A 22,216-nucleotide genomic window follows, 5' to 3' on the forward strand; every position below is an offset into this window, starting at 1 on the left:
GTAATTATGATATTTTCAATGATTTTATTAAACAAATGATAATAATATTGATTGATAAGTTTACATTCTATTTTGATTTTGTTTGTTCAAAAATTAATAATTTATTTTTATAAAATATATTTTTTTGTTCTTTTATTTGCCACATAATCGTATTCACGATATAGTTTTATCGTTTATATTATATCGGAATATTTTTATGTATTTTTGATATTTATCAAACGCTAAAAATTAAAGTATGTCAATATATTTAATTGTATTAATCAATAATTGGCATGAATAGTAATATAAAAAAATCTAGAACTGACGTTTGTTTTTAGATGGGAGAAAAATAAGAATACTTATAGGTTTAAGAAGTACTAATTTCTATAAAAAATTTTGTACTCCCAATTTTATACGCTGGTTCTGGTGATATGTTATTCAATGAGGGTTTTACCATGAATCAGATATTACGTTTTTTGTATAATAAAAAAAATCCTATTAAACGTATAAAATATGCTCTTGATGCATTACGTCAAGGTAATGGGGTTATGGTACTTGATGATGAACAACGTGAAAATGAAGGTGATATGGTTTTTGCAGCAGAAACTATGACAATATCACAAATGGCATTATCTATTCGACATGGTAGTGGAATTGTTTGTCTTTGTATAACTGAAGAAAAGCGTAAGCAATTAGAATTACCTATGATGGTTAAGAAAAATTCTAGCCAATTTCAAACTCCATTTACTGTTAGTATTGAAGCATCAAAAGGTGTAACAACTGGGGTTTCAGCTGCTGATCGTTTAATGACTATTCGTGCTGCTATTAATGATAAAGCAATTCCAAGTGATTTAAATAAACCAGGCCATATTTTTCCTTTAAGAGCTAAAGAAGGTGGTGTATTAGAACGTCGGGGGCATACAGAAGCTACTATTGACTTAATGATTTTAGCAGGTTTTAAGCCAGCTGGTGTTTTATGTGAGTTAACAAACGATGATGGTACTATGGCAAAAATGCAAGAAGTCCTGATATTTGGAAAAGAAAATAATATGCCGATAATAACTATTAATGATTTAGTTATATATCGTCAGAGTTTTTAAAAAACTTACTAAAAGATCTTCAATGATAAACAATCACAATACTGTACATCCAGTTTTTACAATGTTTTATATCAAAATATTTTTATATTTTTTATTTATCACTGTAGGTTCTATCATTATAAATAGATCTATGGTGATAAAATAATTTTAGAATTTTAAAAAAAAATATTTCTGGTAATATAATATGTATGTTGTTTAAATGATATAATAGTAATATATACGCTCTGAATTTATATTTAAAAATATTGTGCAATTATTTCTAAATAAAAAACATTATATAATAGAAAGCGATTGTCAAAAAATATTTCTAAGATATATTTGAAATTATTTATAAAATATAATTTTAATACAAAAAGTTTTATATGATATTCTTAATTTTTGTGAAATGATTTTTTTAATTTTTTTGATAATGATAAAATCTATGTAATTCATAAAAGAAGTACCTACAATAAATTAATATTAAATTAATTATTTTTGATGTACTTATAGAAGTAAAAACCAATATTTTTGTTACAATAAATAAAGATAATAAAGATCGTACATTTTTTATAGCTATGATGTTTGAGAAATATTTTAAGAATTTTTAAATAAAAAATTTAATAAATTGTGTTTATATATCTTTTCAAACATAAATTAAAAAATAATATATACCATGTGCTAATTATATTTTTAATTATTTCTGAGAAATTAAATATTTTTTAATTATTTATATAATATTAAGTAGAATAATAATAAGATTTTTATATTGATATTTTTATATTATTGTATTTGTAATTTTTTTTCGTTTGTAAATATTTTTCGTAAATAACAGAAATTATTAATATATTTTGAATATGTTTTATTTTATAAATTAAAATAAAAATATTATTTAAATGTATTTTTTAAAATATTGAATATGTAATTAAAAAATTTAATATGAAAAACTATAATAGTTAAACATAAACATTTTTGTGAATTTTTTTACAAAAGAAGGATGAGATTTTTAAAATAATGTTTTATTGAAAGTGTTTTGATTTTGATGATATTACATTTTTCTTTAAGAATTAAGTTATTAAATAGATACAATAAAGATCAATAATTTAGAGAACTTTTATGATTTATAAAAAAAGTATACCATTTCAATTTACTCCAGATGATGTAAAAATCATAAGCAAATCTTATCTTTATAGAGGGTTTTTTTCAATTATAAAATATCGATTTAAACATAAATTATTTCATAATAATTATTGGAGCAAAGAAATACAAAGAGAAGTTTTTGAAAGAGGAAATGGAGGAGTTGTTTTGCCTTATGATCCTCATGTTGACAAAGTATTATTAATTGAACAAATACGTATCCCAGCTATTAAAAATAGTGTAACTCCATGGCTTTTAGAAGCTATTTCTGGAATGCAAGAAAAAAATGAAACATTAGAAGAATTAATTCGTCGTGAAGCTAAAGAAGAAGCTGGTATTCTTCTTCAACGCTATCATTATGTATTGAGTTATCTTAGTAGTCCAGGTGGTACAACAGAAAGAATTTATATTAATATTGGTGAAATCGATACCTCAATAATAAAAGATAAGAGTTTACATGGATTAAAAACTCAAAATGAGGATATACGTATTCATATTGTTGATCGTTTAAAAGCTTATAAATGGGTTCAATTAGGAATAATTGATAATGCAGCTACAGTAATTGCAATACAATGGTTACAATTAAATCATATTATGCTTAAAAAGCATTGGTTGCATAATTCATAAATTATTATTATATAATATCATCCATACAGATTTTTTTGTGTTTTATTAATCGTAAAAATTCTATTTTTGAAATATTATTTATAGTTATTTATTTTTTGTATAAAACTCTTGTTTATTGAGCTTATCAATGAATAATATTTATAAAAATAGTAAAAAATGATTTCTATAGATTATTGAGAAAATAAAAATAGAAATTAAAATAAAGTATTATTTATAAATAAAATCTTGTTTTAAGATATTGTTTTTTAGTTTTGCTCATTGTTAAATAATATTTTATTTTTAATGCAAAAATTTTTTGTTAATAATTATTAACTAATAAAATTGATAGATATAAGTAATAATTTAAATTTAAAATATTGAATTTTAATATAATATAAAGTTTATTAAACTAGTTTTGATTTTATAAATATTTTTTATTTTACTGAGATTACGTATATCTTTATTTTTATTGATATTATTTTTGTGAATAGGCATAATTTCTTTTAAAGATTAAATTATTTTAAAAAAATTTTTTATGTTGTTGATATTATTATAATTTTTATTTTTAATGATATAACTTAAAAAGCTTTTTGATCCTTTTTATAATATTTATAGAATAAATAAATATGTTTTTTAAAAAACATAATATTAAAATTTTAATGTATATTAAACAGTAATTTTATTTTAATTTTTTTATTAAATAAATATTATTAATTAATTTTATTATAAAAAATATTTATACTTTTTTTTAGAAAAAAAATAGATAATTTTTTATATTTTATCATTATTAAATATAATTTTTATATTCATTAAATAATTTGTTATTTAAAACAAATATATTTTTAATATTGTGTTATTTTAATATGCTAAAATGATATTCTTTGATAAGAATTTATATTAAAGTTTTTTATTTAAAAAATATCAAAAGAAAATTTAAATAATTTTAAATTATCTATATTAAACTAATTATATATTGTAATATTTTTACACCTGATCAGTATATTACCAAGTAAGAATAAATAAAAAAAATAATATGATGCAATATAACGCAGAAGCAATTGAGATATTAAATGGGTTAGAACCAATACGTCGTCGTCCTGGAATGTATACAAATACATCTAGACCTAATCATTTAGCACAAGAGGTTATTGATAATAGTATAGATGAAGTTTTAGCTTTTTGTGCTAAAAATATTACTGTAATTTTATATGAAGATCAATCTTTGGAAGTTATTGATGATGGAAGAGGTTTACCAGTTGATATTCATCCTAAAAAAAATATATCTGCTATAGAAGTTATTTTAGGAAATTTACATACAGGGGGAAAATTTTCGAGTGAACTTTATCCATTTTCTGGAGGATTACATGGTGTTGGTATTTCAGTAGTGAATGCTTTATCAAAACGTCTTGAAGTAAAAGTTAAGCGTAAAAGAAAAATTTATCAAATAGTTTTTGCATATGGTAAAAAAATAAAGGAACTTAAGGTTATTGGCAATTGTGCTAAGGGAACTACTGGTACAAGTGTTCGTTTTTGGCCTGATAGTAATTTTTTTGATAATCCTAGTTTTTCTATTCCCCATTTACTGCATATTTTAAAGGCCAAAGCTGTATTATTATCTGGTGTTAAAATCGTTTTTAAGGATAAAATTAATAAGACCGAAAAAATTTGGTATTATAAAGATGGTTTAAAAAAATATTTACTAGAATCTATCAATATTTTTACTTTTTTGCCAAAAAAAGGATTTTCCGGTACTTTTTCTGGAGATGGAAATATACTAGATTGGGTATTAGTATGGTTGCCAGAAGGTGGTGAATTATTGACTGAAAGTTATGTTAATTTAATTCCTACTATACATGGTGGTACTCATGTTAATGGTTTACGGCAAGGTTTATTGGATGCGATTCGAGAATTTTGTGAATATAGAAAATTACTTCCTCGTGGTTTAAAATTAGATAATCATGATATTTTTGATCGCTGTGCATATATTTTGTCAATAAAAATGAAAGATCCACAGTTTTCTGGACAAACTAAAGAACGTCTTTCTTCACGCCATAGTGCTAGATTTGTTTTTAAAATAATTAAAAATAGGTTTGCAATTTGGTTAAGTAAAAATATTCAAGAAGCTGAGAAATTAGCAGAATTTGTTATTGCTAGTGCAAAAAAACGATCAAAAATTTTTCAGAAAACAGTATTTAAAAAGTCAATAAGTTGTCTTACTTTACCTGGTAAATTAGCAAATTGTATTTCAAAAAATATTCATTCTAATGAGTTATTTTTAGTAGAGGGAGATTCAGCAGGTGGATCTGCTAAACAGGCTCGTGATCGTGAATATCAAGCAATTTTGCCACTTAGAGGAAAAATACTTAATACTTGGGAAGTTTCTTCTGATGTAGTTTTAAATTCAAATGAAGTACATGATATTTCAATGGCTATAGGTATTCTTCCAGGTAGTGATGATTTAAGTACTCTTCGATACGGTAAAATTTGTTTTTTATCTGATGCAGATTCAGATGGTTTACATATCACAACATTACTTTGTGCGCTTTTTTTTCGTCATTTTTTAGCTTTAGTAAAAGCAGGTTATATATATATTTCTATGCCACCATTATATCGTATTGATTTATTTAAAGAAATTTATTATGCATTTGATGAAAAAGAAAAATATGTTCTTCTCAAGAAATTAAATAAAAAAAAAGGTAAACTAAATATTCAACGTTTTAAAGGATTAGGTGAAATGAATCCTGATCAATTACGTGAAACTACTTTTCTTCCTCATACACGTCGTTTAATTCAATTAATTATTAATCAAGATAATTATCAAAAAACTTTAGCTATAATGGATTTGTTATTATCTAAAAAACGTTCGGAAGATCGACGAAATTGGTTGCAAAATAGAGGAAATTCAATTGAAATTGAATTGTAATACTTTTTTAGAGTATGTTTTAGATGAAGAGATATTGAATGAATCAGATACCGTTGAATAATTGCAAAAAAGAATTATTACATAATTTTGCAGAGAAAGCTTATTTGAATTATGCCATGTACGTTATTATGGATAGGGCATTACCATTTATTGGTGATGGATTAAAACCGGTTCAAAGACGAATTCTTTATGCTATGTCTGAACTCGGTTTAAGTTATGGTGCGAAATATAAAAAGTCAGCACGTACAGTTGGTGATGTATTAGGAAAATATCATCCACATGGTGATAGTGCTTGTTATGAAGCAATGGTTTTAATGGCACAACCATTTTCTTATCGTTATCCATTAATTGATGGCCAAGGAAATTGGGGAGCATCAGATGATCCAAAATCTTTTGCAGCTATGCGTTATACTGAGTCAAGATTATCTAAATATACTGAAATTTTATTAAGTGAATTAAATTTAGGTACGGTCAAATGGAATAATAATTTTGATGGGACTTTAAAAGAACCTAAAATGTTACCATCAAGATTACCAAATATTTTATTAAATGGGACCACAGGTATTGCTGTTGGGATGGCAACAGATATCCCACCGCATAATATTCATGAAGTAGCAAATGCGTTAATTATTTTATTAGAAAATAGAAACGCAAATCTTAAAATGTTAATGCAAGTTATGCCAGGACCTGATTATCCAACAAAAGCAGAAATTATTTCTTCAAAAGAAGAAATTAAAAAAATATATCAGACAGGTCGTGGATCTATTCGAGTACGTGCTATTTGGAAAATAGAAAAAGGTAATATTGTAATTACTGCGTTACCGTATCAAGTTTCTGGTACTAAAATTTTAGAACAGATCGCTTTACAAATACGTATAAAAAAAATATCTACAGTAGAAGATTTACGTGATGAATCTGATCATAATTGTTCAACCCGTTTAGTTATTGTACCAAAAAATGATCATGTAGATTTAAAAAAGATGATGCTATATTTGTTTAAGACAACTTATTTAGAAAAAAGTTATCGAGTTAATTTAAACATGATTGGTTTAGATGAACGTCCAGGAGTAAAAGGACTGCTTGATATTTTACATGAATGGTTATTATTTAGACGAAAAATGATACGTAATCGTGTAAATCATCGATTACAAGAAGTATCAAAAAGGTTGCATATTCTTGATGGTTTGTTAATTGCTTATGTAAATGTTGATGAAATTATTCAAATTATTCGTTATGAGAATAACCCTAAATTAGTATTATTATCCCGTTTTTCTATTTCTGAAAAACAGGCGGATTCTATTATGGAATTAAAATTACGTAATTTGGATAAATTAGAAGAGTGTAAGTTACGTAATGAAAAAAATATATTAATAAAAGAACGCGAACAACAAGAAGCGATTTTAAGTTCTGAAAAATCTTTAAATTATTTAATAAAAAAAGAAATTCAAGAAGCTGCAAAGATTTATGGTGATTCACGTTGTTCACCATTTAATGAAAATTTTATAGAACAAGTAACTACTCAAGATGATATTTTATGTGCTGAATCGATTACTATTGTTTTGTCTGTTATGGGATGGATAAGAAGTGTTAAAGGACATGATATTGATCCGATGAAATTAAATTTTAAAGCAGGAGATATGTTTCATAGTGCAGTACAAGGTAGAACAAATCAATTTATTGTTTTAATTGATAATACTGGACGTACATATTCACTAGATCCACTTGATCTTGCTGCTCGACATGGAAAAGAAGAGCTTATTACAAGTAAATTAGTTTTACCGTATGATGCAAATATTGAGTATTTGTTAACTGCTCCAAAAGAACAAGAGTATTTATTAGCATCTGATTCTGGTTATGGTTTTGTTTGTTCTTTTGATAATTTAATTGCAAAACATAAAAAAGGTAAAAATATAATTAAGTTAAATAAGAATGCTAAGATACTTTTACCGTTAGCAATCAATGATAAAAAATTGGATTTACTAGCAATTACAAAAATGGGTAAAATGTTAATTTTTCCAGTTAGTAAACTTCCTGTACTTTCTAAAGGTAAAGGTTATCGGATTATTAATATTAATAATAAAGCAGCAATCATGGGGAATGACTTACTTGTTTGGTTAATATGCTTATCACCTGATTCTTCAATTACCTTTTTTTTTGATAAAAGAAAATCAATTTTTAAGAAAAAAGATTTAGATAAATATCGTTCTGAAAGAGGTAAAGAAGGTTTTTTGTTGCCGAATAAATTTAAAAATATTAAAAATATAAAAGTTAATTCTTTTTAAGAAATAATTTTTTGTTTGTATTTTTTGTACAGTTTTTTTATTTTGAGGTTAATATGTTAGCTATTTTTCGTATTATTGTTATTATTTTGTTTACTGTTTTTGTTTCTATATTTGGTTTTTTTTGTTGTTTATTACATCCAAACGATTCGTGCCATGTAATGAGATTTAGTCGTTTATTTGGTAAATTATCTTTTCTTTTTGGAATTAAAATTATTGAACGTGTGCCTTCTGAAGCAAAAAATTATGGTCCTACTGTTTATGTTGGTAATCATCAAAATAATTATGATATGGTGACAATGTCAAACGCAATACAAGCAAATACTGTAACTGTTGGAAAAAAAAGTTTAATAATGATTCCATTTTTTGGGCAATTATATTGGTTATCTGGTAACATTTTAATTGATCGTCTTAATAGAAACAAAGCTCACAATACAATTATGCAAATTGTAAATCAAATTAAAAAAAGAAAAATATCCGTTTGGATTTTTCCTGAAGGAACACGTAGTCGTGGACGTGGTTTGTTGCCATTTAAAACAGGTGCATTTTATATAGCTATTGCAGCTGGTGTCCCTATAGTTCCTGTTTGTTTATCAACAACAGAAGGACGCATTAAACTTAATCGTTTTAATAATGGTTTGGTAATTCTTAAAATGTTGCCACCTATAGACACTAAAAAGTATCATTTAAAAAATGTGCGTGAATTAACAAAATATTGTCATGATTTATTTAAAGTAAATATTAAAAAATTAGATAAAGAAGTTGAAATACAGGAAAAAAAGAAAAATTTTTAAAATGATATTTTATATATTTTTTGATATTTATATATACGTAAAAGTTTTGATATAAACTATCTAATTATTTTAAATAAAATTAATTGTTTTGAAAAATTTTAAAATTATTAATTATATTTTAATTTAAAAACTGTTTTCAAGTTAAATAATAATTATTTTTTTAATAAAAGAGATTAAAGGTATTTATACTAAAAAATGTTTTCAAATTTAATCTTATTTTTTGTATATTAATATTATTTCATGTTTGATTTTTTTATTTTATAATAAAAATTATAGATTGGCTTTTAAAATATTCAGAATAAAAAATAATTATTTAGTTTATGGATATATGATTGATAATAAAATTTATAGAAAAAATAAAAATTTTTTGTTTATATTTTTAGAATAAATGTATTTAATGTATAATCATATTTATTAGATGATAAACAATTTATAGTGTATTTTATATTTAGTTAATCAAGATTTTTTAAAAAAAATATTATAAGTTTTTTGATTCTAGTTTAATTAAAAGTAATTAAATATTTTTAAATTAGTTTTTTGTAGTTTTTTTATTGAAATATTCCCTGTAAGAAATATGTCTTTAATTAATTTTAAGAACATTAATATAATTCAATATATGAGCAAAAATAAAAAGTTTATTCTTGATTCATATCTTTGTTATAAATTAATTATTTTTGAAATATATATAAAAATTATTATGTAATATTGATATGTATTCTATTTTTTAAAATTTTTAAAGAAAATAATATATAAAATATTTGTAAATGTAAATTTTGTATAATAAAAATATTTAATTTTATAAATTATATATTTAATATAATATATATTTATTCATATAAAAAAATTCTTGTATTTATAAATATTTTTTAAATAATTATTTGCATTGTAGAATATATAATATTTTATATATGATGATTGTCAAATTTGCTTTTAATAATTAAAAAAAATTTTATAATTTTTTTTAATTATTTAATATTAATGATTTATATCATAAAAATAATAGATATTTAAATGCTAAAAATATAATTTTTTATTTTATTTTAATAAATTTTTAAGTGTATATAAAATATTATTCATAATAATGAGTAATATGTTGCATACAAAATGTTTTTCATGATATAAAAATTTAATATTTATGATTTATTTAGGTTAATTCATGAAAATTAGTTTAATTGCAGCAATGACATCTGATAAAGTAATTGGCATTAATAATACTATTCCATGGTTTTTAGCAAGTGATCTTGCATGGTTTAAATATCATGCATTAAATAAACCAATTATCATGGGACGCATAACTTATGAATCTATAGGGAAGTGTCCTTTACCTCAACGTTTGAATATTATTTTAAGTCATAAAAAAAATAATAAAAATGCTAAAAATCTTATTTGGGTCAATTCAGTTCAAGAAGCATTAAAATCAACAGGAAAAGCAGAAGAAGTTATGATTATAGGTGGTGGAAAAATTTATGAATTATTTTTGCCATTAGCAAATCGTCTTTATTTAACACATATCGATGCAAAAGTGATAGGTGATACTTATTTTCCTATTTATGAATCTTATAAATGGAATGTAGTTTTTACTGAATATCATTTAGCAGACTTAAAAAATTCCTATAATTATCGTTTTGAAATATTAGAACGTTGTATCGTAAGTTGATATTTTTTTATTTTTAAAACAGAAAATTAAATTTTTTATAAAAATTCTATTGATTATTATGTTAATTTTGCATTAATTACTATGATATATAGTATGATATAAAAATTTCTATAAAATTTTTATATAAAATATTATTTTAGTTTTTTATTTTTTTTTGAATAAAATATTTTTTATCTTCCCAACGCATTAAAGTAAGCTCTCCGCCCCAACAACAACCTGTATCGAGGCAATAAATTCCTTTTGGGGTCCCCCTCCCTTTAAGGGCAGACCAATGACCAAAAATAATTGTATATTCTTTAGGTATCTTTCGAACTAAATTAAACCAAGGTTTTAAAGGAAATGGGGTGTTTTCAGGTGTACTTTTCCAGTCTAAATTTAATCGTCCATTAGGCCAACAATACCGCATACGTGTTAAAACATTAGTAGAAAAACGTAAACGAGATAATCCTTTTAGTTTAGGTGACCAAGTGTCTGGTATATTACTATACATGGATTCTAAAAATATAGGATATATATTACTACTAAGTATTGTTTCTATTTCTTTAGCACATATTTTGGCAGATTTTAAATCCCATTGTGGTGTAATTCCTGCATGTGACATAATAATTTTTTTTTCATCATCAATTTGTAAGAGTGGTTGTTTTCTTAACCAATTAATAAGTATTTCAGCATCAGGTGCTGTAAGTATTTTTTTTAGTTTATCTTTTGGTTTATGATGGTTAATTTGATAATACATACTAATCAAGTTAAGGTCATGATTACCTAGCACTATTTTGGCCGATATTGATAATTTTTTTATATAACGTAAAACTTTTAAAGAATTTGGTCCACGTGCAACTAGATCACCAGTTATCCACAAAATATCTTTATTAGGATTAAATTTTACTTTTTTTAAAAGTTCTTTAAGTTCGTAATAGCAACCATGAATATCACCTATAAGATAAGTAGACATATTGATTTAATTAATAAGTTTTTTGAATTGAAAGACATAATATTAAAATATCCATTTTATTTTTTTATTATAATAATTGCTATAGTTTTAATAAAATTTTCTGTAAAAAATTATCATTTTTTATCATAAAAGTATTTTTTGAGATCAAGTTTTTTCTATGATTTCTTGAATTTGTGTTTTATAAAGTATTTTTGGTATTATTTATAACAAACTAATTATAATCTTCTAATTATCATAATTTTTTTATAAAAAAAATATGATAAATGACAAAAAGAAAATTGTTGATTTTAAAAAAAAATGTATAATTTTTAAAAAATTATTTTTATCTCAACATTCAGAATTCAGAAATTCTAAAAAATATTTTATTTGTTATTTAATAAATCTATCATAATTTATTTTATTTTTAGAAATTAAATTTGCTAATTTACAATATTTTTTAATTGAAATATTCTCAGCACGACTATTCGGATTGATGTTTAAATTTTTAAAATCCTGAATACTAAATAGTTTTTTTAAACTATTAGTAATAATTTTACGTCTTTGACTAAATGCCAACTTTGTAATAGCATTGAGTATCTTGATGTTACAAATAGGGTAATAATTTTTTTTGTGAGGAATTAATCTAACAATACCGGATTCTACTTTTGGACTTGGTGTAAAAGATGAAGGTGGTACTGTTAAAATATGTTCTATTTGACAATAATATTGAGTCATTATACTTAGATGACCATATGTTTTCATGTTTTTTTTTGTTATTAAACGGTTGATAACCTCTTTTTGTAGCATGAAACACATATCAGTAATGGTATGTATATAATTAAAAAGGTGAAAAATTAGAGGGATTGAAATATTATAAGGTAGATTTCCTAATATCCTAATTTGTTTACCTTTTGATCGAGCAATAGCACCAAAATCAATTTTCATTGCATCATTTTGTAAAATTGTTAATTTATGTTTTAATTTTGGATTTTTCATTAATCGAAAAGCTAAATTACGATCTAACTCTATGACCGTCATATGTTTTACATATTTCATAAGAGGTAATGTTAAGACGCCTAAACCAGGACCAATTTCTATAATTTCTTGATTATCTTTTGGATTAAAAATTTTGATGATATTATTAATGATGTAAGGGTCAGTTAAAAAAATTTGTCCAAAACGTTTACGAAGAAAGTGTCCCTGATAAATTTTATTATTCATTTTTTTTTGTCATATTGATAGCTAGTTTTAATGCAGTTATGAAGCTATTGATATTTGCTTTTAGAGTTCCTGCTAATTCTATTGCTGTTCCATGATCTACTGAAGTGCGTATAAAAGGCAATCCTAAAGTAATATTAACAGCATGATGAAAAGCTTTATATTTTAATACAGGAAGACCCTGATCATGATACATGGCTAAAATTACATCTGCTTTAGTCAAATACTTTTTTTGAAATAAAGTATCGGCAGGAAAAGGACCATAAACTTTTAATCCTTCAACACGTAATTTTTTGATTAATGGAATGATAATTTCAATTTCTTCATTTCCAATATATCCATATTCTCCAGCATGAGGATTTAATCCACATACATAAATATTTGGTGTTTTAATCTTGAATTTAGATTGTAATTCTTGATTTAAAATATAAATAGTTTCTTCTAAATTTTTAAAAGTGATTACATTAGGTACCTCTTTAAGAGGTATATGATTTGTTGCAAGGGCAATTTTTAATTTTTCTGTAGTTAACATCATAACTACTTTTTTGACTTTGCTTCTTTCAGCTAAAAATTCAGTATGTCCAATAAATGGAATACCTGCATCATTGATAATTGCTTTATGAACCGGGCCAGTAACTAATCCTAAAAATTCACCATTTATACAGCCATCACATGCTCGACGTAATGTTTCTATTACATAACTACTATTTTTTTTATTAAGTTGACCAGGTATAACTTGAGCAGGTAATTTTATTGGTAAAACTGTTAATGTTTTAGCAGCTTGTGTTTTATTTTTTGAGTTTAGAGGATACATTTTTAATGCTAAATTTAATAATTTTGCACGAGCTTTTAATAAATTTGGATCGGCGCAAGCCACTAGTTGGACTGGCCAATTTTGTTGAGCAATTTGTATTAAAATATCAGGACCTATTCCAGATGGTTCACCTGGAGTTATAACTATACTGTTGATGTTTTTTTTTGTAGAAATCATTTGTTATTACTAGTATTTAAAATTTTTATATAGGCAGATGCACGTTTTTCTTGAATCCAAATTTTTTCTTCTTCTTTAAATTTTCTATTAAATATTAAATTATATGCATTATTTTTTTTTATTTCATCTGTTTTATTTACTTTACGAAAGTTTTGCACTTGAATTAAATGCCAACCAAAAGAAGATTGAATTGGTTGGCTTATTTGGTTTTTCTTTAAATGTGTTAAATTATTTTGTATAATTGGATCAAAAACATTTTTTCTATTCCAATCAATTTCACCACCATGTTTTGCTGAATTTAAATCTTCTGAATATTTTTTAGCTGCTTTTTGAAAATTTATTTTTCCAGTTTCAATTTGTGTTTTGATATTTTTTATTTTTTCATAAGCTTGAGAATTATTCATAATTGGTGAAAATTTAATTAGGATATGTCTTATTTTTACTTCTGTTATATAAATTGGTATCTTATTATTTTCTATGTTTTTTATTTTTAAAATATGGAATCCAAAATTAGAACGTATAGGACCAATGATATCATTTTTTTTTGCATTTTGAATATATTGATGAAAAATATTGGGTAACTCTTTAATTTTATATGAACTTTTTTCTGAATATTTTAATATTTGAGTATCAGTAGAATACAGAAGAGCCAGTTTTTCAAAACTGATTCCTTTTTTTAATTTCATAATAATTTTTTTTACGTGATCTAATGCTATTAAAATTTCTTGATGATTTGTATTGTTTTTTATAGGAATAAAAATATGACTTAATTCTATATTGCCTTCTGGATTAATCGGTAAATCAAGTTGTTTGGATAATGAATCTACTTCTTGTGGTAAAATAATAATTCTTTTACTAATTTCATAATTGCGTACTTGATTGATCATCATTTTTTGACGAATGTTATTTCGGTAAGATTCAAAATTAATGTTGTCCATTGCTAATTTTTTTTGTAATTCATCAATTTTTAATCCATTTTGTAATGCAACATTAGCAATAGTCGTATCTATTGCTTCTTCAGATATTTGAATCTGCATTTTTTTTGCTATTTGCAAAATAATATTATCTAAAATTAAATTTTCTAATATTTGATTACGTAATTTTTTTATTTCTTCTGTTTTCTGTTCTTTTTTGTTTATATTTATTTTTATTGTATTCAGAACATGATCAATATCACTTTCTAATACGACTTCATCATTAACAATAGCTTTTATTTGATTCATTAGTTCCATTGCTGTTGATGTCGTACTAATTGTATATAATAGGCTAATAATTATTAATTTCCAATTATTCATAAAAGTTTTTTGTATTGTTTTGTAAATATTGCATGATATTTTATCTTTTTTTTGTTTTTAAAATATTGTTTTGTGCTAAAAGATTGGTTGGTAAGGTATAATACTATTAGATAGTATGTCTTGAATATTAAAATCATTATTATTTAAACCTCTGAGTTCTAAATTAAATGATAATTGATTATCATAGTCATTCATGGATTTCTGTTTTTTCCAATCTGTAATTTTTCTTTCATATCCTATGGTCATTGACCAACAACAAGTATTATACTCTAATCCGATTAATTGATTAATCGGTTGGTTATCTTTTATACTAAAATAGTATGAGCTTATAAATTTCCAATGATAACCTAATGGCCAGGTTATTATAGCTCCTATTTGAGAAATTCCATTTTGGAGATTTAATATGTTTTTATAAGTCGATTCAATATGTTGAGGATCAACAAAACGATAGTTTAGTTGCATTAAATGATTCTTATCTATTTGATATTCTGTAGAAATATTACCCCTAGCAATATTATTAAAACGTCTATCATACTGCAAACTTCCATATAATTTCCAATGGTTTGTTAATTGAAAATAAGCATTACCTGCCCATAATATTGAACCAATATTATCTTTGTTGTTTATTTTTGAATTAAAATCCTCAATTTTAGAAGATTTTAAAAAATATTTTTGTCCAATTGAAAAATTAAAACGTTCGATAAATTTTTCATTATAAATACGAGTTGTGATTCCAGCAGTTAGTTGATTAGATGCATTAATACGGTCCAGTCCAGTATATATTTTTTTTCGAAATAAACTATAATAATCAGTTTCTAGTAAAGTTGAATCATAATTATTAATATTACTTTGATCACGATAAGGGATATAAGAATACTGTATTCTAGGTTCTAACGTTTGCATATAATATTTATTCATTAATAAGTTACGTTTAAAAATAACTTTTGCATCGCTACTTATGGCAGGTAAAATACGAGTAACATGTTTTGGAAGATTATTATTATTTAAATTGAATGGGATATCTTGATTATAATATGTAGCCATAATTTTTATACTGTTGTTGATTTTTATGAAATTATTCGATAATGGTATATTTAATTCTGGTTCGATATGTAAGCGTATTGTATTGGGATTGTGATCAGCGCTATTAGTAATATAAGTAGCTTGTGCATAAGTGTTAAAACTAACGGGGCCAAGATTATATTGATAATAGTGCAAATCTAATTGTGGTGCAGTATAATAATATTTATTTTTTACTAAATCATCAATAATTTGAAAATGTTTATATGTAAAAGTTGTATCTAAGTTAGGTTGTTTATAACTGATGCTAAATTTTTGATTAAGATAATCAATAAAATTTTTTTTGTATTTATCTGATACACTTATAAAATTTCTTAAATCATTATTTTTTTTGTATTCAAAATCTAATTGCCATGTATTTTGAAATATTCCAGAATGTTGCCAATGAAAAATCCAGGGATTTTTTTGATTGTTATTGTTTTTTTTAAACCAATCTACTTTAACAGTTCCTGTGCCAAAGTTAGTTAAGTAACGTAATTCATTATTTATATCAATTTCATGAGAAGTTATAAATTTTGGTGTAATAGTTAAATCATAATTGGAAGCAATATTCCAGTAAAAAGGTATTTTAAAATTTAATCCTGATTTTGTTGAATAAGTAATATTAGGTAATAAAAACCCGGTACGACGTTTATTTCCAATTGGTAATATTAAGTAAGGACTATAAAAAATTGGGACGTTAGCAATAAGAAAACTAGCATGTTTTATCTTAAGAATTTGTTCTTCACGATCTACAACAATTTTTGAACCCATTAAATTCCAATTTTCTCTTTTTTTTGGACAAGAGGTAAATGTTCCTTTTTCTAAAATTGTATAACGATTGTTTTTACGTAATTGGATTTTATTTGCATAACCATGACCTTGTCGCCCAACCATAAAATAATTACTTTTTTCAAAATCTGCATCTTTATTATCTAAATTTACCCGTGCTTTTTCTCCTCTGAGGATGATTTGAGAATCATCATAATTTACATTACCTGTTGCGATTATCGTGCGTAATATTTTCTTGTTGATGTTTTTTTGTTTTAATTGAATTTTATCTGCAATAAGTTTTTGATTTCCTTGTTGAATATTTACATTACCTTTGTATTCTATAAAATTAGGATATGAAGAAGTAATTTTTTTTGCAGTAATGTAAATAGGCATATTAATAGGATTATCTTCAATAGTTGACTGATTATTTACATGTTGTTGTATTGCACATTGTTTTTTTAAATTTGCTTGAGATTGTTGGCTATAAATAGTTATATACATTATACTAATAATTACTATAAAGTAATTGTTTTTTATAATTTTTTTTCGTAATTTCTTCATTGAGATTATCATTTTAGTAAAATTTCAATTGTTAATTTTTTTATGTATTTCAAAATTATCAGTTCTGTATTTTTTTGTATTCTGTGCACAGAGTAAAATGAATAGTATGATATATAAAAGTATATACTCTGAATATTGAGGAATTAAGAAATTTATGAAATATTCTGGAAAAATTATTGGCGTTATGTTGGGGATCATTTTTGGTACTCATATTTTAGGTCTTATTATTGGTTTTTTGATCGGTCATGCATATGATAAAGTATCAGAAGAAGAAATTTTAGATAAATTAGATCCTCAAGAAAATCTTCAATCACTTTTTTTTATAAGTACATTTCAAATTTTAGGTCATTTAACAAAAGCTAAAGGTAGAATTACTGAATTGGATATAAAATTAGCGACACATTTAATGGATAAAATGCAGTTATATGGCAATGCCAGAATTTTAGCTAGAAATGCTTTTCGAGAAGGAAAAGAAAAAACATTTCCTATAAGAAAAATATTAAAAAGATTACGTCTTGCTTGTTTTGGTAGATTGGATCTTATTCAAATGTTTTTAGAAATTCAAATACAAGCTGCTTTTTCTGATGGGAGTTTACATCCTAATGAAAGAAAAATGTTATTTATTATATCAGACGAATTAGGTATTTCTTATCAACAATTTTTGGAATTTTTGAATATGATGGAAAGGAATCAGAAATTTAATGACAATTATTATAATTCAAATCATCATGGAAAAAAAATGCAAAAAGGAATATTTGAAAATGCTTGTAAAGTTTTAGGTGTAGAAGTTGATGATGATCTTGTTAAAGTAAAACGTGCTTATCGTAAATTAATGAGTAAGCATCATCCTGATAAGTTAATTGCTAAAGGATTACCGAAAGAAATGATTGAAAGAGCTAAAAAAAAAGCACAATCAATTCAATCTGCGTATGATTTTATAAAAAAAGTAAAAAACTTGAAATGATATGAATTTTATTTTTGTTTTTTGTATATTTTTATAAGATATGAAAAAAGAGTTTAGTAATGATATTATTTGCTAGTTTTTATATTATAAGTTTTTTAAAAATATATTTTTTATATGATAAGGGTTAGAGATTAGAATTAAGAATTATTTTTTGAGTATTATATCAAAAGTTATAATAAATATATCAGTATTTTTTGTATTTCTTGATTTTTTTGAATTTTTTAAACTTAAATAAATATTAAATAATTCTGTTTAATAGATATATTAGTTAATATTTTTTTGTTTTTTTATGTAAAAAATTTTGAAATATAAAATCTTTTTTTAAAAGATGATATTATATTTTATATATCCTAATAGTTAAGATTAATCGATTTTTCTTACATAAAAAATAAATTAATTATTTATTATATTTTGATATATATAAAAATATGAAAAATATTTTTTTTTGGGTTAGTTTTAGGATATATATTCATACAGTATGTTTTTTGTATTTTATGTGATCTTTATGATGACCATCATAAGTAATTTTTCCTTTTGATATAATAATACATCGTGTTGTTATTTTTATAGCATCTTCTAAATTATGAGAAACCATGAGTAAAGTTAATTTTTTTTCATCACATATTTTTTTTAGTAAAATTAACATTTCATTACGTAATGTAGGATCCAGCGCAGAAAAAGGTTCATCTAATAGTAAAATTGGTTTTTGACGAATTAAGCAACGTGCTAATGCAGTTCGTTGTTTTTGCCCACCTGATATTTGTCCAGGTAAACGTGTTAGGCAATTTTCTAATGACACTTTTTTTATAATTTTTTCTACTATTTTATGTTGAGTTTCATTTAAATATAAACTGGGCGTAATCCCTAAGGCAATATTTTGCCAAACGGTTAAATGAGAAAAAAGGTTATTTTCTTGAAAAATAATGGAGACTGGACGCATTTCTGGTGGGATATAAGTGCATTTTTTTTTATTGAGCCAAATTTCACCTTTTTTTGAATATTGAAATCCTGCGATTAAATTTAGTAAAGTACTTTTTCCTGCTCCACTACTCCCTAAAATGGCTACTTTTTCTCCTTGATCTATTTTAAAGGTAAATTCCATGTTTAGGTTTTCATAACAATAAATAAGTTGATCTATTTTAATCATATTTTCTTTTTCCAGACCAATTTTGTGATAATATAGATATACTAAAACATAGAAATAATAGTACTAGTGCAGTACCTGCAGCATCTTTGTTAAGATAAGCAGCTAATTGTTCATAAAGATAATGAGGTAAAGTATGAAAATTTTCATTACCAAATAGTGCAATTATACCGAAATCTCCTATTGATAATATACAAGAAAAAGCGAAAGCTTTTCTTATCGTATATTTAAGTGCTTTTAATTCAATTATACATAATCTGTTAATGTTTTTGATGTTTAATGAGATACATAATATATTATAACGTTCACCTAAATCATACATAGGGTTTTCTAATACTTTTAAAGCATAAGGAATAGACATTAAAGCATTAGTAAAAATTATTAACCCATATGGAGAATAATTAAACTCAAAGGTATTATGAAAGAGTAAAAAAAAACTTGTTGTTAATACTATGCTTGGAATTGCAAGGATTAATAATCCACTCATTGTCATAATTTTATAAAGTTTAATAAAATTTCTTAAACGCAATTCACGAGTACTCCATAGTATCATCATAGTAAGAATGATGCAAAGGACTCCGGCATTAATAGATATATATATTGAATTAGCAAATGCTTTCCATAATCCAGGGTTTTTTAATGAATGTAATGCTGTAAAGTTTACCCCATCTATAATAATTGCTAATAAAGGTGTAATCAAAAAAAATATTGTAAAACTAATCAAAAAAGTATCCCAAATTTTTTTAATTATGTTATCGTATGTATTCATCCAGTAAAATTTTTGTGTGTTTCCAACGGAAAAAACAACATTAAATTTTTGACTAAATAATATTAGACTTAAACAAAAAAATAGTTGTAAAAGAGAAAGAAAAGCGGCTTTGTTTATGTTAAAATCATAACTTAATGATTGATAAATAGCTAATTCAATTGTAGTTGCTGCTGGACCCCCACCAAGTGTAAGAGCAGTAGAAAAACTTGAAAAACATAGCATAAAAATTAAAGAAAATATAGGTAAGATTTGTCGTCTAATATACGGCCATTCAACAATACGTAAATATTGCCAATGATTCATACCAAGTTGTGCAGCAAGTTGGCGTTGTTCAATTGGAATATTTTCTAAAGTTTGTAATAACATGTGTATAGATAATGGTAAGTTAAAAAAAATGTGTGCTAATAAAATACCTTTTAATCCATAAGGAGTAAATTGGTAATTAATTCCTAACCATTGACAAAGTTTTGCTATCCATCCCATGCGACCATATATTGTTAATAATCCAAAAATAGCAACTAATACTGGTAATGCAAATATTATTGAGCATAAATGCAGGAATAGTGTACGACATGGAAAATAGCGTCTGAAAAGACTTTTTGCTATGAATATAGCAGGAATAACTGATAATAAAGTAGATAAAAATGCTTGCAAAAAAGTAAAAAAAATTACATACCATAAATAAGCATCATTAATAAATTCTTTCCAAATGATTTTAGGTACATGTAATAATAAAGTACTAAAAGTTATTATAAGAATACTTATGAAAAAACAGCAAACAATAGTACCGGGCCACAATGAAAGTAATATTAGTAACTGACGGCATTTTGCCATAAATAGATCCATTGATTACGATATTGATTAATAATTTCTGCATCAAATTGTAATGTTTTTTTTGGTATTTGTATTTTTTTATAAACTTCAGGTAATGGTATATCAATTGCTGGATATAACCAATTAGTTGTAGGTAATATTTTCTGAAATATTGGGGATAGCATAAATTGTAAAAATTTTTTGGCTAGTTTAACATTATGAGTATTAGCTAATTGTGCAGCAACTTCAATTTGTAAATAATGCCCATCATCAAAAAGTGCAGCTGTATAATTATTTTTTTTATCATTTGTATCATGCAATAAATGATAAGCTGGTGAAGAAGTATAACTGAGTACAAAATCACATTCTCCTTTTAAAAAAAGGCCATAAGCTGTGCTCCAATTTTTAGTAACAGTTAATGTTTTTTTAGCTATTTTTTTCCATACATCAACACTTTGATCTTTATAAATTTTTTGTATCCAAAGCAGTAAACCTAAACCTGGAGTACTAGTACGCGGATCTTGGTAAATAATTTTCCATTGTTTTTTGCTGTTAATAAGTTCACCAAAATTTTTTGGTGCTTTAGTAATCTTATTTTTGTCATAAATAAAAGCAAAATAACCATAATCGTAAGGGATGAAGACATTATCATCAAATTTTATTGGTAAGTGTAATTTACTTGTATCAATGTTGTGTTGAGCAAATAAACCACTTTTTCTAGCAATGTCAATTAAATTATTATCAAGCCCTAGTACAATATCTGCTTTGGTATTTTTATTTTCAATTTTAAGTCGATTGAGTAAGGTTATTCCATTATTTAATCCAACAAATTTTACTGTGCAGTTACATTGTTTTTCAAAAGCAGATTTTATCTTTGGTCCTGGACCCCACTCTGTAATAAAAGAATTATAAGTATAAATTGTTAATATATTTTTTTTTTGTATTGCTAACGTTTGAAAAGATATACAGCTAATAATAATTATTGTTAAAAGTGAATTGTTCAATAATGAATACTCTTTTATATAGAAAACATGTGGTTAGAAAAAAAATAATAAACGCTGATATAATTATTAAATTATATATGTGTTATCAGTATTTTTCAACATTTATTAATTAATTTAATATTCATTAATTTTTTTTATAACATATTGAGAGATTTATGACAAAGTAAATATGAAGTTTTATTCTTTAATCTAAAGATTATAATTTATACAAAATTATCATAAAATAGTATAAAAAATTAAAT

At 24.0% G+C, this 22,216-nt stretch carries 15 protein-coding genes; 7 read left to right on the forward strand and 8 right to left on the reverse strand.

Translation table 11 applies throughout. From position 1 onward, the window contains the following. Positions 1–434: 434 nt before the first annotated feature. From ribB to folA, 6 genes are all read left to right on the forward strand, one after another. Positions 435–1,079 carry a 3,4-dihydroxy-2-butanone-4-phosphate synthase gene (gene ribB, locus ABNS14_RS01235; protein ID WP_348666554.1) on the forward strand — a complete coding sequence of 215 codons (645 nt, stop codon included), beginning with the start codon at positions 435–437 and terminating at the stop codon, positions 1,077–1,079. Between the two features lie 1,092 nt (positions 1,080–2,171). Beyond that, positions 2,172–2,819, forward strand: coding sequence for an ADP-ribose diphosphatase (gene nudF, locus ABNS14_RS01240; protein ID WP_348666555.1), 648 nt, complete (start codon positions 2,172–2,174; stop codon positions 2,817–2,819). Between the two features lie 1,012 nt (positions 2,820–3,831). Continuing rightward, the gene (parE, locus tag ABNS14_RS01245) at positions 3,832–5,721 is read left to right on the forward strand and encodes a DNA topoisomerase IV subunit B (RefSeq protein ID WP_348666556.1); all 1,890 of its coding nucleotides are present in this window, start codon (positions 3,832–3,834) and stop codon (positions 5,719–5,721) included. A 38-nt stretch (positions 5,722–5,759) separates the two neighbouring features. Continuing rightward, positions 5,760–8,003: a DNA topoisomerase IV subunit A gene (gene parC, locus ABNS14_RS01250; RefSeq protein WP_348666557.1), complete on the forward strand. Its 2,244-nt coding sequence runs from the start codon at positions 5,760–5,762 to the stop codon at positions 8,001–8,003. A 53-nt stretch (positions 8,004–8,056) separates the two neighbouring features. Beyond that, complete coding sequence (locus tag ABNS14_RS01255) at positions 8,057–8,794, forward strand: 1-acylglycerol-3-phosphate O-acyltransferase (protein WP_348666558.1); 738 nt, start codon at positions 8,057–8,059, stop codon at positions 8,792–8,794. Positions 8,795–9,950: 1,156 nt separating this feature from the next. After that, positions 9,951–10,451, forward strand: coding sequence for a type 3 dihydrofolate reductase (gene folA, locus ABNS14_RS01260; protein WP_348666559.1), 501 nt, complete (start codon positions 9,951–9,953; stop codon positions 10,449–10,451). Between the two features lie 136 nt (positions 10,452–10,587). Here the strand turns inward: folA and apaH are convergent, their stop codons facing one another. The 5 genes from apaH to lptD form a co-directional block, all read right to left on the reverse strand. Beyond that, complete coding sequence (gene apaH, locus ABNS14_RS01265; protein ID WP_348666560.1) at positions 10,588–11,403, reverse strand: bis(5'-nucleosyl)-tetraphosphatase (symmetrical) ApaH; 816 nt, start codon at positions 11,401–11,403, stop codon at positions 10,588–10,590. 369 nt (positions 11,404–11,772) lie between these two features. Then, the gene (gene rsmA / locus ABNS14_RS01270; RefSeq protein WP_348666561.1) at positions 11,773–12,603 is read right to left on the reverse strand and encodes a 16S rRNA (adenine(1518)-N(6)/adenine(1519)-N(6))-dimethyltransferase RsmA; all 831 of its coding nucleotides are present in this window, start codon (positions 12,601–12,603) and stop codon (positions 11,773–11,775) included. Beyond that, positions 12,596–13,591 (reverse strand): 4-hydroxythreonine-4-phosphate dehydrogenase PdxA, encoded by a 996-nt coding sequence (gene pdxA, locus ABNS14_RS01275; RefSeq protein ID WP_348666562.1) that lies wholly within the window; start codon positions 13,589–13,591, stop codon positions 12,596–12,598. Before pdxA ends, rsmA begins: the two co-directional genes overlap by 8 nt. Further along, the gene (gene surA, locus ABNS14_RS01280; RefSeq protein WP_348666563.1) at positions 13,588–14,886 is read right to left on the reverse strand and encodes a peptidylprolyl isomerase SurA; all 1,299 of its coding nucleotides are present in this window, start codon (positions 14,884–14,886) and stop codon (positions 13,588–13,590) included. The genes pdxA and surA overlap by 4 nt, the downstream gene beginning before the upstream one ends. A 75-nt stretch (positions 14,887–14,961) precedes the next feature. Further along, positions 14,962–17,280: an LPS assembly protein LptD gene (lptD, locus tag ABNS14_RS01285; protein WP_348666564.1), complete on the reverse strand. Its 2,319-nt coding sequence runs from the start codon at positions 17,278–17,280 to the stop codon at positions 14,962–14,964. Positions 17,281–17,434: 154 nt separating this feature from the next. Here lptD and djlA point away from each other — a divergent pair, with 154 nt between their 5' ends. After that, positions 17,435–18,244 (forward strand): co-chaperone DjlA, encoded by an 810-nt coding sequence (gene djlA, locus ABNS14_RS01290; protein WP_348666565.1) that lies wholly within the window; start codon positions 17,435–17,437, stop codon positions 18,242–18,244. A 469-nt stretch (positions 18,245–18,713) separates the two neighbouring features. Here djlA and thiQ read toward each other — a convergent pair whose 3' ends face one another. Genes thiQ through thiB form a run of 3 tightly spaced genes read right to left on the reverse strand, consistent with a single transcriptional unit; the run spans position 18,714 to position 21,974 of the window. Then, on the reverse strand, positions 18,714–19,391 hold the full coding sequence (thiQ, locus tag ABNS14_RS01295; RefSeq protein ID WP_348666566.1) for a thiamine ABC transporter ATP-binding protein ThiQ: 678 nt from the start codon (positions 19,389–19,391) through the stop codon (positions 18,714–18,716). Further along, the gene (thiP, locus tag ABNS14_RS01300) at positions 19,384–20,991 is read right to left on the reverse strand and encodes a thiamine/thiamine pyrophosphate ABC transporter permease ThiP (RefSeq protein ID WP_348666567.1); all 1,608 of its coding nucleotides are present in this window, start codon (positions 20,989–20,991) and stop codon (positions 19,384–19,386) included. The genes thiQ and thiP overlap by 8 nt, the downstream gene beginning before the upstream one ends. Further along, complete coding sequence (gene thiB, locus ABNS14_RS01305; protein ID WP_348666568.1) at positions 20,967–21,974, reverse strand: thiamine ABC transporter substrate binding subunit; 1,008 nt, start codon at positions 21,972–21,974, stop codon at positions 20,967–20,969. Before thiB ends, thiP begins: the two co-directional genes overlap by 25 nt. Between the last annotated feature and the right edge of the window lie 242 nt (positions 21,975–22,216).

The organism is Arsenophonus symbiont of Ornithomya chloropus, from assembly GCF_964026495.1.
Lineage (GTDB): Bacteria > Pseudomonadota > Gammaproteobacteria > Enterobacterales > Enterobacteriaceae > Arsenophonus.

Bases quoted from the DNA above. Each gene is read 5' to 3' on its own strand.
- ribB (WP_348666554.1), top strand. From the start codon at position 435: ATGAATCAGATATTACGTTTTTTGTATAATAAAAAAAATCCTATTAAA.
- nudF (WP_348666555.1), top strand. From the start codon at position 2,172: ATGATTTATAAAAAAAGTATACCATTTCAATTTACTCCAGATGATGTA.
- parE (WP_348666556.1), top strand. From the start codon at position 3,832: ATGATGCAATATAACGCAGAAGCAATTGAGATATTAAATGGGTTAGAA.
- parC (WP_348666557.1), top strand. From the start codon at position 5,760: ATGAATCAGATACCGTTGAATAATTGCAAAAAAGAATTATTACATAAT.
- ABNS14_RS01255 (WP_348666558.1), top strand. From the start codon at position 8,057: ATGTTAGCTATTTTTCGTATTATTGTTATTATTTTGTTTACTGTTTTT.
- folA (WP_348666559.1), top strand. From the start codon at position 9,951: ATGAAAATTAGTTTAATTGCAGCAATGACATCTGATAAAGTAATTGGC.
- apaH (WP_348666560.1), bottom strand. From the start codon at position 11,403: ATGTCTACTTATCTTATAGGTGATATTCATGGTTGCTATTACGAACTT.
- rsmA (WP_348666561.1), bottom strand. From the start codon at position 12,603: ATGAATAATAAAATTTATCAGGGACACTTTCTTCGTAAACGTTTTGGA.
- pdxA (WP_348666562.1), bottom strand. From the start codon at position 13,591: ATGATTTCTACAAAAAAAAACATCAACAGTATAGTTATAACTCCAGGT.
- surA (WP_348666563.1), bottom strand. From the start codon at position 14,886: ATGAATAATTGGAAATTAATAATTATTAGCCTATTATATACAATTAGT.
- lptD (WP_348666564.1), bottom strand. From the start codon at position 17,280: ATGAAGAAATTACGAAAAAAAATTATAAAAAACAATTACTTTATAGTA.
- djlA (WP_348666565.1), top strand. From the start codon at position 17,435: ATGAAATATTCTGGAAAAATTATTGGCGTTATGTTGGGGATCATTTTT.
- thiQ (WP_348666566.1), bottom strand. From the start codon at position 19,391: ATGATTAAAATAGATCAACTTATTTATTGTTATGAAAACCTAAACATG.
- thiP (WP_348666567.1), bottom strand. From the start codon at position 20,991: ATGGCAAAATGCCGTCAGTTACTAATATTACTTTCATTGTGGCCCGGT.